We start from the raw sequence: 14,646 nt of genomic DNA, 5'->3' as shown, positions 1-14,646 counted from the left end.
AACTGATAACTGATAACTTTAGAAGCTTACTGGCCTTTATACAGGGTGGCGATCCACTTTTCTTCGGTAATAAAGTTCCATGACCAGTCTTTCCACTTTTCATCCAGCCCCTTTTCAGTCAGTTGCTCAAGACTCATGCCGGCACGCTTCTGGGTCAGTACGAAGGCGGCCGTTTCTTTCATCATATCCAGTGATTTCTGGTAATCCGCCTTGGTGGACAGTTTGCCGTGGCCGGAGATAATCTGCATGTCGTCTTCCAGCATGCTGATCAGCCGTTCCACATTGGCAATATAGCCGGCCACTGTTCCTCCGGCGCCAAGGTCGATATAAGGAAAGCGACCTTCAAAGAACAGATCTCCGGTGTGCAAAACCCGTGCTTTTTCAAACCACACCACTGAATCACCATCGGTGTGACCTGCCGGCAGATGCATCACACGAATGGTGTCGCCGTTAAAATGAAATTTGACCCCTTCTTCATAGGTCACCACCGGCAAGGCGTCGTGGTGATGATTTTCGTCATCGGCCAGCCGACTGCGTACATTGTCATGGGCAAATACGGTGGCGTGATGCTTTTGCTTAAACCAGGCGTTACCGCCTGTGTGGTCGCCATGATAGTGAGTATTTACAATATATTTCACCTCAGCATCGGCCACATCAGCAACACTGGCAGCGATTTTTTCTGCCAGCGGCGCAAACTGATCATCAATAATCAGTACCCCGTCAGGCCCCGCTGATACGCCGATATTGCCACCGGCACCGGTGAGCATGTATACGGATTCGGCCAGGTGAGTGCGTTCAATTTTAACATCGGCGAACTTGTCATCATTGGCCAACAGGCTGAAGGGAAGCAATAGCAACAGGAAAAATAAGCGCATGGTCAAATCCTTTGTTTTGTTATATCGAGGAAATACTATAGCGCTTTCATAGCAATTTAGATCAAGTTTTTAGCCCAGCAATTCATCCAGCTTATGTTTATTGCGCCGCGACAAGGTCAGTTGCTGGCCGCTTTTGAGGATCACGGTGTAATCACCTTTTTCATTTGGCCGTAATTCACAGATACTGCTGCGCCGCACAATGGAAGAACGGTGAATACGTACAAAAATCGACGGGTCCAGCTGTTGCTCCAGGCTGGTCAGGGTTTCACGATGCAGCACAGACTTGCCGTCAAACAGATGCACCTCGGCATAGTTACCGGCCCCAAGAATAAAATCAATCTGCTCTACCTCGACCAACCGGATACGCCCGGGGTCCTTGATCACCAGCCGGCTTTTGTATTGCCGGTGCTGCTCATCCAGCATATGGCGGATCAGCTGCCCTATCTGGCGATAGTCGCCAAATTCATGCTCGCGCAATCGCGCCCTGGCTTTATCCAGCGCCCTGTAAAACCGTTCATCGTCGTAGGGTTTAAGCAGATAATCGATAGCATTGAGCTCAAAAGCGGTGATCGCATATTGATCATAAGCGGTGACAAAAATAATCACGCACTGAGGATCCACCTTCTCGGCCAGTTGAATACCGGTCAGGCCTGGCATCTGAATATCCAGAAAAATCAGTTCCGGTTTTTCTGCCTGATACAGACTCAGCGCCTGATTGCCATCTGCAGCCTGCAATACCTCACCGATATCCTGCTGGTCTTTTAACAACAGGGCTATGGTTTTACGGGCCAGGGTTTCATCATCAGCAATCAGTACCTTAATCATCCTCTCCTCCGGCAGGCAAAATCAGGTAAGTCTCAAAGTATCCGTTATCCAGCTCAGTCAGACGTAGTTGATACGTTTGATCATAGAGTTTATTCAGACGTTCGCGACAATTTTTCAAACCAATACCAAATCCATGATGTTCATCATTTTCGGGCACCTTATTGGTCAGCTTCACATGCAGCTCGCCAGGCTGACACCAAACCTGCAACGACAACCGGTTTTTATCAGACTCGAGTTGCGAACCATGCTGCACCGCATTTTCCACCAGCGGCTGTAACAGCATAAAAGGCACATCCATCTCCAGACATTCCGGATTCACCTCAACCCGGGTTTCCAGCTTATTCTCAAAGCGCATCTGCTGAATGGTGAGATAGCTTTGAATAAACTCCATTTCCTGAGCCAGACTAATCAACTGATTGCTCTGATTCTCCAACACCTTGCGCAGCATCAGGCTGAGTTCACTGAGCGCTCTCACGGCTTTGTCTTTCTCGTCCAGACGAATCAGACTGGCGATAGTATTTAAGGTATTGAACAGGAAATGTGGGTTCAGTTGTGATTTAAGCGATTGCAACTCCAGTTGCACTAATTGGCGCAATAAACTCTCGCTGCGGGCTTCTTCTTTACGGGCCTTGTCATAATATTGAGTGATATAACCAATTGAAACCACAGCAATATAGGTGAGCAGATCAAAGTGCCAGGCACTGCGCTCAAACAAAAGACTCCAGGATTCCAGCAGCTTTTCAGAGGTGATAGATCCCAGCTCGAACCAGGCAATCATCGGCACTGCCAGTGCCAGATAAATTCCAAACGCACCGAGTGTCATCAGGGTAAATTGTGTCAGTGTGCGTTGCCATTTTTGCCAGTTCAGAGCCACTATACGGGTGGCCGCCAGCACCAATGGCGTCACGATGGCCCAGGGCATCCACCAGCCAAAATAGTAAAACCAGACGAGCAGCCATTCTACTTCCCGCCCCGCACGGGTCATACTGCGGTAGCCCAGATCGGCGGCATAGGTATTCATCAACAACCAGAACAGGATGTTGCCAAGCCAGAAACGCCAGCCGGGCAGGTTTTTTATCAGCGAACCTAACATCAAACGACCGCTTAAAAGGAATCAAAGGGTGATTATTCACCAGAGCGCAGGGCTAAGGCAACCAGGCTTAACTAAGGACGATAAAAACTCTCCCTGGAACTCATCTCAACCTTTATATTTCAAAGACTTAGGATCGCACATTTATTCATCTGGCAAGAGTTCCACCCGCTTGTCACCTGATTTACTCCCTTTGTCACTCCGTCACCACCATCTGCGTATCCCTTATATTTCCGTGCGCGCGTAAGGACTAGCTTAGAGCCGGATAACAGAGGTTATCTCACTATAACCATTACAAAGATAACGGGAGAAACACATGACTAATGGCACAAAGATCGCCTTAGCAGTACAAATGGGGCTGTTTGGCAGTGCACTGCTGATGCCTTTATCCAGTGCACAGGCACAGGATCAGACACAAACTGAAGAAGTGGAAAAAATATCCGTCACAGGATCGCGGATCCAACGGGTGAATATGGTCAGCGCCAGTCCAGTGACCGAAATCAGCGCCGCAGACATTGCCATCACGGGGTTAACCCGTGTCGAAGATATCCTTAACGATATGCCCGCTCTGTTTGCTGCTCAAACCGGCATGGCCGCCAATGGCGCCACCGGTACCGCCACCCTCAACTTAAGAAACCTTGGCAGTACCCGCACGCTGGTGCTGGTTAATGGCCGTCGCCTGCCAGCAGGTTCACCCATAGCTGGCGGTATTGCTCCGGATGTAAACCAGATCCCCGCATCCCTGATTGAGCGGATTGAGGTACTGACCGGAGGCGCATCAGCAACCTATGGTTCGGATGCCGTGGCCGGGGTGGTCAACTTTATTCTTAAAGATGATTTCGAAGGCTTTACTTTTGATTACCAGCACAGCTTCTACCAGCACCAAAATGACAACGACGCGATTCAGGAAAAGGTTGAAGCACTGAATTTTGAGTTGCCTACCAGCCATGTACGGGACGGTCATTCCAATGACTTTTCCTTTATGCTGGGGGCCAATACTGCCGACGGTGCCGGTAATGTAACCCTTTATGGTACCTTCAGGGATATCAAAGCATTGCGCCAGTCGGAGCGTGATTTCAGTGCCTGCGCGCTGTTTTATGATGCCAATAATGAGTTCATTTGCGGCGGCTCGGGTACCACACCCGCCGGTCAGTTTACTGACTTTGATCAGTATGCTTATGAAGTCAGCGGTGATGAATTTGTACCCTTTACAAATCTCTATAACTACGGCCCGCTGAATTACTACCAGCGTCCGGATAAACGCAAAACCTTTGGTGCTATCGGTAACTATGAAATCAATGAGCATGCCGATGTGTATGCAGAACTGAGCTTTATGGATGATCGCAGTGTGGCGCAGATTGCCCCATCCGGCGCCTTCTTTGTAACCAATACGCTGTTCTGCGGCAACCCACTGATGTCTGATCAGCAGTTTGAAACCATCTGTGCCTCTCAGGGCCTGACCAGAGAAGATACACTTCAGGGCGTCTATATAGGCCGGCGCAGTGTTGAAGGTGCGCCTCGCCGCAATGATTTGCGCCACACTTCACACCGTGGCGTGTTAGGGGTAAGAGGCATTATCGACGACAACTGGTCCTATGACGTATTTGCGAATTACTCCAACGTCAGCATGGTACAAACCTACCAGAATGATCTGTCTACCACCCGTATTATCCGGGCATTGAATGTAGTCGCGGATAGTGAAGGCAACCCGGTTTGTCAGTCTGTGCTTGACGGTAGTGATCCAAACTGTGTGCCTTGGAATGTGTTCCGCGAGGGCGGTGTGACTCAGGCCCAGTTAAACTATCTGGTATTGCCCCTGTATTCCCGTGGTGACACTACCACCACCCAGGTCAGTGGTTATGTGACAGGTGATCTGACCGAAGCCGGCGTTATGTTCCCGGGTACCTCCACTGGTGTTGGTGTGGTCGCGGGCCTGGAATACCGCCGCGAGTCACTGGTATTTGCACCTGACCAGGGGTTTACCTCAGGCGATGGTGCTGGTCAGGGCGGCCCGACCGGCGCGGTGAGCGGCGGATTTAATGTCAAAGAATTCTTTGGTGAACTGGACATCCCGCTGCTGGAAGCACGCTCTTTTGCTGAAGAATTAACATTGGAACTGGCCTATCGCTACTCTGACTACTCCACCGATAAGACCACCAATACCTATAAAGTCGCTCTGGACTGGGGAATTAACGAAGACATACGTTTCCGCAGCAGCTTCCAGCGTGCTGTGCGGGCAGGGAATGTACGGGATCTGTTCAGGCCTCAGACATTGGGTCTGTTTAATATGAACGACGACCCTTGTGGCGCCAACGGCACTATGTCGCTGGAAGACTGTGTGCGTACCGGCCTTGATCCATCCCAGTACAAGGCTGCCGGGCTGACTAGTCCTGCCGGGCAGTACAATACCATTACCGGAGGTAATCCCAACCTGGATCCGGAAGAGTCTGATACCATCTCCTTTGGTTTTGCACTCTCTCCCAGCGCATTACCCGGCTTTAATATGAATATTGACTACTTCGATATTGAAGTAGATAAGGCCATTACCAATATTCCACAGACGACTATCATTCAGAAGTGCGGAGCCACCGGTGACCCCACCTTCTGTAATCTGGTTAACCGTGGGCCCAATGGTAACCTGTGGGTCGGCCAGGCCAGCGTTACGGCAACGGATATCAATATAGGTTTCCTTGCCACCAGTGGCGTGGATATCGAAGCCACCTATGACTTCAGTCTGGATGATATGGGTACGCTCAATTTGAGCCTGGTGGGAACCTGGCTGGAGAAGCTGGATAACGAGCCCGTACCCGGCGATCCTGTGATTGAATGTGCCGGCTACTGGGACCGCACTTCCTGCCTGCAACCCTCTCCGGAATGGCGCCATAATCTGCGTGCCACCTGGACTACACCATGGGACGCCAACCTGACGGCTACCTGGCGTTATCTGGGCGAAGCACAAGAGTATACCGGTGTGAACACTCCGGCCGGACCAACCACGTTCAGCAGCCAGAACTACCTGGATCTTGCAGCCACCTGGCAGGCCCATGAACATGTCTCACTGAGACTGGGTATCAATAATGTGCTCGATAAAGAGCCACCGTTGTTGCCCAACGCGCCGACAGGCTCAGGCAACGGTAATACCTTCCCCGGCTTCTATGATGCTCTGGGTCGCTATGTCTTTGCCGGTGTCACACTGACATATTAATCCTTTGCTCTCAGTAAAACAGGCCGCCAGCAGGTGGCCTGTTTTGTATGAAACACCAAGATGATTGTTCCGTTTACCCTGGTATTCTGACGCCTTGACCTATATATCTGCGTTATATATGGTAATCCTCTTATTACCTCACAAACAGCAGATGTTATGTCGGGAAGCAACGCCGGTGCATGGGATGCCTATTGGCAAAAAGCCACTAGAGCCGGATTCCAAAACAAGGAAGCAGAGCATGCAGAAATTGAACAGTTCTGGAATCAGTTTTTTATCAGCGAGTTTCAGCACCAGCCACCCGCAGTAATGCTGGAACTGGCCTGTGGTAAAGGTGCTGTCAGTGACATTGCCCACCAATGTCTGGAGAAAACCACACAATCCCAACCTCTCAATCAGAATACTGAGATTGAGGTAAGGCACTATTGCCTCGACTATTCATTGGCTGCGGTTAAGACCACAACAGAAACACTTGGCCTGCAAGGGGGGCTGGTGGCCGATGGTGCAGCGCTGCCGATAAAGACTGCCTCGGCGGATTTGATATTCAGTCAGTTTGGTATTGAATATGCCGGTGACCATGCGCTGATAAACGCCGCAGAAATCCTGACACCACAAGGCAGGATGGCGGCTATTATCCATCATCGTGACGGTCTGATTTACCAGCATGCCAGTACCAGTAGCGATGCCCTGCAACAGGTAATACAAAGTGGTGTGTTTGAATTAGCCAGAAACGCCTTTGCGGCGGGTTTTAATATGCTCAAAGGCAATGGGAGCCATGATGACTTTCAAAAGGCCGACAGGGCGCTTTCGATTCCGGTCAGAAAAATGACGACACTTTTACGGCAACAGGGCCCCGGGATTGCCGATGGCATCATACTGCAGTTTTATCGCGATCTTGGCGATATGTTTAATCGTATGCAGGCCTTTAACGCATCAGATATCATCAACTGGCTTAATAGCATGGAGGAAGATTTCTCCAGCCATTTACAACGTATGCAGTCGATGCTTGGCGCCGCCTATGATAAAGACACAATAACTCAGCAATGCCAGCAACTAACCAGCCTTGGAATGACCATTGAGGAATGTAAGGAAGTGACAAACCCTCAGGGCATTCTGGGCTGGCAGTTAATCGTGCAAGCCTGATTCAAAGGCAAACCTTGGTACGAGTTTACCTTCCACTTCAACCTCTTCGGTAAACATGCTAAGAGGCCGGATCCACAGGGCCCCTTCACCATACAGAGGCCGATACACCACAAACTCTGTCTCATCTTCACTGTGCCGGGCCACGCCCAGCACCTGATAGTCATTGCCTTTGTAATGCCGGTATCGACCGGGTTTAACTGTCATGGCTAGAACCCCATATACCGGGCTGCCAGTGCCACGACCGGCGCGCCGGTCGGGCTGTCATGTTGCCAGTCGCCGCCCTCAACACCACTGCCGGCAATATCCACATGCACATAAGGCAGCGGCACTTCGGCATTGCTGTCATGCCTGATCAGCCCCGAAGCGATAGTCAAAAAAGCCATAGGGAACTGATGCCCCCGCGCCGTCGTCGCCGAAGGGCCGTTATTGGAAGAGAGCACATCATCGGCTTTAGTGCGCGGTCTGACAAAATCAAAATCTTCCCGCCGTGAACGGGATACTTCGCCCGGATCACCCCAGATATCACCGACGCGGGTCAGTTTATCGCCACAGTGATGCGTTCTGGCCGCGCCATTTTCCACATAAGCGGTGTATGGGCCATAAGTGCGTGCCGCATGGCCTGTCAGAGTGGCCACGGAAAACAGCGTGGGATCCACTGCATCTTTGGCCTGCTCACGCAAATGTGAAAGCAAATCGGCCAGCACCAGTCGCCCTTCGGCATCGGTATTACCGATACGCACCCGCACACCGGCGTGGCTGGTGATGATCTCGTCCGCCACAAAGGCATCAGAGCCGATACTGTTACGCACCGCTCCGATTTCCGCCACAACCCGAATCCCTTTAGGCTTAAATCGGGCCAGACATTGCATAAAGCCGGCTACCGCAGCGGCGCCACCTTTGTCCCGGCTCATACCGGCCATATGCCCATCGGTTTTCAGATCCGCCCCACCGGTGTCATAGGTAATGCCTTTACCGGCAAAAAACAGGTTCTGCTGGATTTCACCCTCACCGGTATATTCGAGGCGAATCACCCGCGGCTGATGCCGCGGAACATGCACAGAGCAGCGTCCTACTGCATGCAATAAGGGGTAATCCTTGCGCAGTGTGTCATCGTCACTGATCACTTCGACTTTGACCGCACTGTCGGCAAAGGCCTGTTCACAGTATTGTGCAAAACGGGGCGGAGCCATACGCTCAGGCTCGGTACCGCAAAGATCCCGGGCCAGACGGCGACCGGCTTCTACGGCCTGCAACCAGTCCATATCCAGTTTACCTTTGGCATACAGACCAATACTCTGTACCGGCTCAATCTCAGCCTCATTAAGCGCCTCGCGGGCTTCCAGTGGCTGCCACAGAGCCTGACAGGCTCCCAGATAGGCCACTTCCAGGGCATGGGCGAAATCATCATTCTCCGGCACACCGGAAACCACCAGCAACGGATTGCGGGCGCCGGCGTCGCGGGCCATAACAATGGCTTTTTTGGCTGCATCACCGAAGCGGCGCACATCATCAAAACCACGGTTCAGCTCCCCTGTCGGTGCGTAGACCAGTCTGCCGCCGGCGATGCCACTGGCTATCAGCAACATACAGTCTGTACCTACCCGGGCATCAATACGCTGGTGGGCGTCGATAGTTTCTTTCAGGGTAAGATTATTCAGATGCTGGTGATCAGGGGCGATCAGGATCACCGCGTCCCAGTCGCTGTCTGTGCTAATGGCTTTATCGAGATTGGATTCGTTTTTTGCCTGGGGAAATGCCATAGAATGCCTCATATTGATAGCCGCTTGTGAATAACAGGAATAAAATCAGCGGCTTTTTAGAAGCACCTATTCTGCCCCTAAGCACTCTGGCACTCAAGGGATGGCAGTTCAAAGCAAAGCTGCTGGCTGTCAGCTTCTGTTGGCAGGGCCACATGTAAACCTACCAGCCGGATCCCTCTGCCCTGCTGACGACTCAGGGCCTCGTGCAACAACGGCACAAAAGCGGCCTTATCCAGACGACTCTGGCGATGTTCAACCGTGGTTTGTACAAAATCGGAAAATTTAAGTTTTACCCCCTGACTCTGGATCGCCAGATCCTGCTGACACGCGGCCAGACGTTGTTGCAACTTACCAAATAAGCTTTCTGCCACCTGCCAGCATTGCTCAAAGTCATACAGATCCTGCGGCAACGTCACCTCCGCACCCACTGATTTGCGCTGCCGCCCGGCTTTAACCTTACGCAGATCCTGACCATGTGAGCGCTGCCACAGGGCAAGGCCGAACTTACCGAAACGCTTTATCAGCTTATCAAAGGGATAACGGCGCACATCATCACAGGTAAACAGCCCCATGGCCTGCAGCTTTTCCCAGGTGACTTTGCCTACACCGGGAATCGCTTTGAGTTCCAGTTTACGCACAAAACCATCCAGTTCTGCTGGCGTGACGGTGTAAAGACCATCGGGTTTGTTGATGTCGCTGGCGATCTTGGCCACGAACTTACAGGGGGCGACGCCGGCAGAAGCGGTCAGACCGGTTTCAGCAAAAATCGCCCGGCGGATGTCCCCGGCAATCAGGGTGGCACTGCCCTGAAACAATTGACTGTCGCTCACATCCAGATAAGCCTCATCCAGCGACAAGGGTTCGATGTGTTCGGTATAACGGCTGAAAATCTCGCGAATGCGGCGGGATTCCTCCACATAACGCTGCATACTCCCTCTCACCAGTTTCAACTGAGGGCAACGTTTAAGGGCCTGCGCCGTAGACATGGCGGAGTGAATGCCGTATTTTCGCGCCGGATAGTTACAGGTGGCAATCACTCCCCGTCGATCTGCGCTGCCGCCGATGGCCAGAGGGATATCCCGCCACTGCGGATTGTCGCGCATCTCTACGGCAGCAAAAAAGCAGTCCATGTCGATATGAATGATCTTGGCCATGGCAGGCTGATAAACCAAAGGCTGTATTAATATACAGTTATTCTGCGGTAAACCTGGGGAATGTCAAGTCCGGTTGGGTTCGTATTAGCTTTTAATAACCACTTTGTTGCGACCTGTTTCTTTGGCCTGATACAGGGCCTGATCTGCCTCACTAATCCAGGCCATATAGTCGTCCTGCCGTTCGTCTAACTGAGCAATGCCCAGACTGATAGTGACCTGCAGTTCCAGTTGTTCGTACCTGATCAGGGTTTTCTCAGTGGCCAGCCTGATGCGCTCGGCGACTCTGAGTGCTGATTTGGCATCGGTATCCGGCAGCACGATGGCAAACTCTTCACCACCGTAGCGGCCTGGAATATCCGTCTCCCGTACTGAGGTTTTAATGATCTCTGCCAGGTTCATGATCACCTGATCCCCTGCCGGATGCCCGTAGTTATCGTTCACGGGTTTAAAATGATCGATATCCAGCATCAACAAAGAGGCCTGCCCCTGATTACGCATGCAACGCTTAAACTCCAGCATGCAGGACTCTTCCCAGAAGCGACGATTATACAGTCCGGTCAGACCATCGATCCTGCTCATCTGCTGCAGCTTGTCATTGGCCTGGTTTAACTGCTGTTTGCTGATGACCTCGTCGGTGACGTCATACACCATGATACAGAGGTGTTCTACTTTGCCACTTGGGGCCATCAACGGGAACAGAGTAATGTTCTGGTACATCAGTTCACTGGCGCTGGTCACCGGCCGGTGACTGGCAAACTTAAACAGATAAGGCTGCTGCTCCCAGATCAAAAAGGCCGGACTGTTCAGTTCAAAAACAGGGCGGGTTTTACGGATAAACCACTGTTCGTTGATTTCCTCAAAAAACTCAAACAGCCTCTGGCCGCGTATTTTGCTCGGTAGTATGCCGCTGTGGTTATGCATAAACTCATTCCAGGTCTTAACCCGGTATTCCCTGTCCAGCACCACAATACCCACCTCGATAGAGCCGAGCAGATTGAGTTGCCAATGCATGGCTTCCAGTTCGGCCTGTTCAGCATTTGGCTTAGCCATTTGCCACCTCGCTATGCGCTACCAGCTTTTCGAACATCATATCCATGGAAGCCTGGGGCAACAGCAGCAACAAATCAAAGTGAATGTCATGTTGCTCAATGGAATAGCCGATTTCCACCGCAACAATCTTGCTCCAGCGTGAAACATTGCTTTGCAGCAGTTGCTCCAGATCACAGTGACGTCCCAGAATTATCGGATGACTGCGACTGAAGTTCAGGTCAAGCTGCTGCGACAAGGCGTTAACGCAAGCGCCAATCAGGATATTTGATACATCCATCAGCGCCTCGACTTCAAGACGCTCATCGTTTTCTCTGGAGGGATATTTAAGCAGCTTAACCATGCTGGCAAAATCGGTGTCATTGAAGATCACCAGCGCTTCGCCATTTATCCCGGTGCTGACAAAGCCCTGAGATACTGCCGATACATGGGCTTTCTGCTGTATTTCTGCAATCGCCATGCGCAGTTCATTGGTTTCAATCTGATTAACATTGGGGATAGGCAGATTAATAAACACATCCAGCAACTGGGCCAGCTTTTCACCTGCCTGGCCCATGGCCACATTCGCCATTTCCCGGTACACATCGAGACGGTCAATTTCACCGGCCCCGGCTGACTCGCGCAATTCCCCACCACCGCTCTCGCCACTGTACAAACCATACTGGCGCAACAGTTCGGTGAGTTTGTCGTTATCTATGGGTTTGGCGATAAAATCCAGGGCCCCCATGGCCAGCATCCGCTTGCGGGCCTGAGGCTGTACATCGCCGGAAACCACTATCACCATGGTCGGTAAGTCGCGGGCACGGATCTGCTCCATGGTCTGGTAACCATCCATCACCGGCATATTCAGATCCAGAAACATCACATCGGCAAGACCTTCTTCGATAGATTCGAGGGCCTGCTTACCGTGCTCGGCAAAACTGATATTGACATCCCAGCCCCTGGGAATCGACCGCGCCATCTGCCTTCTGGCAAAACCTGAATCGTCGCAGATCAGCACATTGGTTGTCATAACTATATCGCAACCGGTGCTTTGATATGAGGGTGAGCCTGATAATTCAACAATTCAAAATCATCAATGGTAAAGCCAAAAATGTCTTTTACCTCAGGGTTCAGTTTCATCTGTGGCAGGGGGAAAGGCTCGCGCGTTAATTGAGTCTGAGCCTGCTCCAGGTGGTTAACATAGAGGTGGGCATCACCGAAGGTATGCACAAAATCACCGGGTTCGAGATCACAAACCTGTGCCACCATCAGGGTCAGCAGCGCATAACTGGCAATATTGAAAGGCACACCGAGGAAAATATCACCGCTGCGCTGATACAACTGGCAGGACAACTTACCTTCGAGCACATAAAACTGGAACAGGGTATGACAGGGAGGCAATGCCTGACGCCCCATGGCCGCATTTTCTTTTGGGGAATAACGGGTATCAGGCAGCACCGCAGGATTCCAGGCACTGACAATCAGTCTGCGCGAATCAGGATTGGTTTTAATCTGTTCCACAACCAGTGCGATTTGGTCTACCACCTCACCGTCAACGCCCTGCCAGCTTCGCCACTGTTTGCCGTAAACCGGGCCCAGATCGCCTTCGTCGGTAGCCCACTCATCCCAGATTCTGACGTTGTTTTCTTTAAGGTAAGCGATATTAGTCTGGCCCTGAAGAAACCAAAGCAACTCATGGATTATCGAGCGCAGATGACATTTCTTGGTGGTCACCAGCGGAAAACCCTGAGACAGATCGAAACGCATCTGATAACCGAATACGCTGATCGTGCCGGTTCCGGTACGGTCTTCTTTTTTGACACCATGATCAAGCACATGGCGCATCAGTTTAAGATATTGCTGCATACTCAACTCTTGGTTTTGCGGCTTTGATCAGACGACCTCTTACGATAGGCCACCACCATCATCACTAACCCTATCAGAACCATCGGCAAGGACAATAGTTGCCCCTGAGAAATCAGACCATTATATAAGCCGATATGGGCATCGGGCTCGCGGTAAAACTCGACAATAAAACGGAAACTGCCGTAGCCAATCAGGAATAACCCCGACACCGCACCCACCGGACGACGGGTTGCTGAAAACCACCACAGCAAGGCAAACAATACCACTCCTTCAAGGAAAAACTCATAGAGTTGAGAAGGATGGCGGGGTAAGGGACCCGCGCCCGGAAACAATACTGCCCAGGGCACATCAGTGGTGCGCCCCCACAATTCGGCATTAATAAAATTACCGATACGTCCGGCCCCCAGACCCACCGGTACCAACGGTGCGATAAAATCACCAACCCTTAACAAACTGGCGTTGTGTTTGCGGGCAAACCACCATAAGCCGGCAACAACACCAAGCAAGCCGCCGTGGAAAGACATGCCGCCAGTCCATATCTTGAAAAGATACAACGGATCATCGAGGAATTGCCCGAACTGATAGAAAAACACATAGCCCAACCGGCCGCCAATGATCACCCCAAGAAAACCCAGAAACATCAGATCACTGAGCTGCTCCTTACTCCATCCTGTGCGTTCGAGCCGCCGGTTAGCCAGCCACCAGGCAGCCACAAATCCAACCAGATACATCACACCATACCAGTGCACTGACACCGGACCGATGCTGAAGATGACCGGATCAATAGCCGGAAACTGCAAATATTCTGTCATTTATTCTTCCAAATAGTCGATATGCCGGTATCCACCTGATACCGGAACCTCTGTGATGAGGCATCTGCTGGTTCTGCCCAGGAGCAGCTAACTAAAAAACATGCGCAAGCTTACTAGAATCAGAAAGCCAGCGAAAATCTTCTTCAGGGTGAGAGTCGGCAGTCGGTGACTGAGACGGGCTCCCCAGTTGGCGCTGAGCATAGAAGCACTGACAATGGCCAGCATAGCTGGCAGGTACACATACCCGAGACTACCTGTGGGCAGATCCGGGTTATTCCAGCCTGCCAGCATAAAACTGGCAGTACCGAAGATCGCAATCACCATACCACATGCTGCGGCACAGCCTATGGCCACTTTCATCGATATCCTGAACCACACCAATGCCGGCACCAACAAGGCACCGCCTCCGATACCTAACAATGACGAAATACTGCCGGTCACCACGCCAATCCCGAGCAAGCGGGGTCTGTTTAGTGTCGACTGTGACGTGTGGTTTTTACCAAAGGCCATACGCAGTGCCAGCAGCATGACCAAGGTGGCAAAGATGTTCTTCAACAGTACCGCCGGCATCAACGCCGCCAACTGTGCTCCCCCGATAGCGCCCAGGGCAATGCCGACCGAACACAGGGCGAATATCCGCATATCCACATTGCCCAGCCGCCAATGGGTCAGCGACGAAGAACAGCCGGTAAAAATAATGGTCGACAAAGAAGTCGCTACCGCCATGGGCATGACGATATCGATACTCATACCCATTTTAATCTGCAGCAGGTATAACAGCGCAGGCACAATAATCAGGCCACCACCGATACCCAGCAAGCCTGCCATCAGACCGGCGATCAGCCCCAGAAACACACAACTTATAATCAGAAACAACAAAGGTTCCAAGA

Annotated in this window: 13 protein-coding genes; 2 read left to right on the top strand and 11 right to left on the bottom strand. The window is 51.6% G+C overall.

From position 1 onward, the window contains the following. Window positions 1-26 precede the first annotated feature (26 nt). The 3 genes from AT746_RS04175 to AT746_RS04165 form a co-directional block, all read right to left on the bottom strand. Window positions 27-875 (bottom strand): MBL fold metallo-hydrolase, encoded by an 849-nt coding sequence (locus AT746_RS04175; RefSeq protein ID WP_062476843.1) that lies wholly within the window; start codon window positions 873-875, stop codon window positions 27-29. 69 nt (window positions 876-944) lie between these two features. Continuing rightward, a complete protein-coding gene (locus AT746_RS04170; RefSeq protein WP_062476840.1) occupies window positions 945-1,700 on the bottom strand; it encodes a LytR/AlgR family response regulator transcription factor in 756 nt (251 codons plus the stop codon). Next, window positions 1,693-2,793 (bottom strand): sensor histidine kinase, encoded by a 1,101-nt coding sequence (locus tag AT746_RS04165; RefSeq protein WP_156413622.1) that lies wholly within the window; start codon window positions 2,791-2,793, stop codon window positions 1,693-1,695. Before AT746_RS04165 ends, AT746_RS04170 begins: the two co-directional genes overlap by 8 nt. Window positions 2,794-3,106: 313 nt before the next feature. Between AT746_RS04165 and AT746_RS04160 the strand changes: the two genes are divergently transcribed. Together AT746_RS04160 and AT746_RS04155 are read left to right on the top strand one after the other, a co-directional pair. Beyond that, the gene (locus AT746_RS04160; protein ID WP_062476837.1) at window positions 3,107-5,995 is read left to right on the top strand and encodes a TonB-dependent receptor plug domain-containing protein; all 2,889 of its coding nucleotides are present in this window, start codon (window positions 3,107-3,109) and stop codon (window positions 5,993-5,995) included. 156 nt (window positions 5,996-6,151) lie between these two features. Next, window positions 6,152-7,135, top strand: coding sequence for a class I SAM-dependent methyltransferase (locus tag AT746_RS04155; RefSeq protein ID WP_062476833.1), 984 nt, complete (start codon window positions 6,152-6,154; stop codon window positions 7,133-7,135). On the opposite strand, the gene AT746_RS04150 is transcribed toward AT746_RS04155, so the two are convergent. From AT746_RS04150 to AT746_RS04115, 8 genes are all read right to left on the bottom strand, one after another. Further along, window positions 7,118-7,339, bottom strand: coding sequence for a DUF1653 domain-containing protein (locus AT746_RS04150; RefSeq protein ID WP_062476830.1), 222 nt, complete (start codon window positions 7,337-7,339; stop codon window positions 7,118-7,120). The genes AT746_RS04155 and AT746_RS04150 overlap by 18 nt on opposite strands. Window positions 7,340-7,341: 2 nt before the next feature. Continuing rightward, entirely contained in the window at window positions 7,342-8,895 is a 1,554-nt protein-coding gene (locus tag AT746_RS04145; protein WP_062476827.1) for a M17 family metallopeptidase, read from the bottom strand. Window positions 8,896-8,972: 77 nt separating this feature from the next. Beyond that, window positions 8,973-10,049, bottom strand: coding sequence for a DNA polymerase IV (gene dinB, locus AT746_RS04140; RefSeq protein ID WP_082633384.1), 1,077 nt, complete (start codon window positions 10,047-10,049; stop codon window positions 8,973-8,975). A gap of 84 nt (window positions 10,050-10,133) precedes the next feature. After that, window positions 10,134-11,099 carry a GGDEF domain-containing protein gene (locus tag AT746_RS04135; protein WP_062476824.1) on the bottom strand — a complete coding sequence of 322 codons (966 nt, stop codon included), beginning with the start codon at window positions 11,097-11,099 and terminating at the stop codon, window positions 10,134-10,136. Next, window positions 11,092-12,108 carry a response regulator gene (locus tag AT746_RS04130; RefSeq protein ID WP_062476821.1) on the bottom strand — a complete coding sequence of 339 codons (1,017 nt, stop codon included), beginning with the start codon at window positions 12,106-12,108 and terminating at the stop codon, window positions 11,092-11,094. Before AT746_RS04130 ends, AT746_RS04135 begins: the two co-directional genes overlap by 8 nt. 2 nt (window positions 12,109-12,110) lie before the next feature. Then, a complete protein-coding gene (locus AT746_RS04125) occupies window positions 12,111-12,944 on the bottom strand; it encodes a thymidylate synthase (protein WP_062476818.1) in 834 nt (277 codons plus the stop codon). A gap of 2 nt (window positions 12,945-12,946) precedes the next feature. Then, complete coding sequence (gene lgt, locus AT746_RS04120; protein WP_062476815.1) at window positions 12,947-13,756, bottom strand: prolipoprotein diacylglyceryl transferase; 810 nt, start codon at window positions 13,754-13,756, stop codon at window positions 12,947-12,949. A gap of 87 nt (window positions 13,757-13,843) precedes the next feature. After that, window positions 13,844-14,644 carry a sulfite exporter TauE/SafE family protein gene (locus tag AT746_RS04115; protein ID WP_062476812.1) on the bottom strand — a complete coding sequence of 267 codons (801 nt, stop codon included), beginning with the start codon at window positions 14,642-14,644 and terminating at the stop codon, window positions 13,844-13,846. Window positions 14,645-14,646: the final 2 nt, after the last annotated feature.

Origin of the sequence: Lacimicrobium alkaliphilum, assembly GCF_001466725.1 — a bacterium.
Lineage (GTDB): Bacteria > Pseudomonadota > Gammaproteobacteria > Enterobacterales > Alteromonadaceae > Lacimicrobium > Lacimicrobium alkaliphilum_B.
The sequence above is the reverse complement of the archived record's forward strand: the minus strand, read 5'-3'. Positions and strand labels throughout refer to the sequence as shown.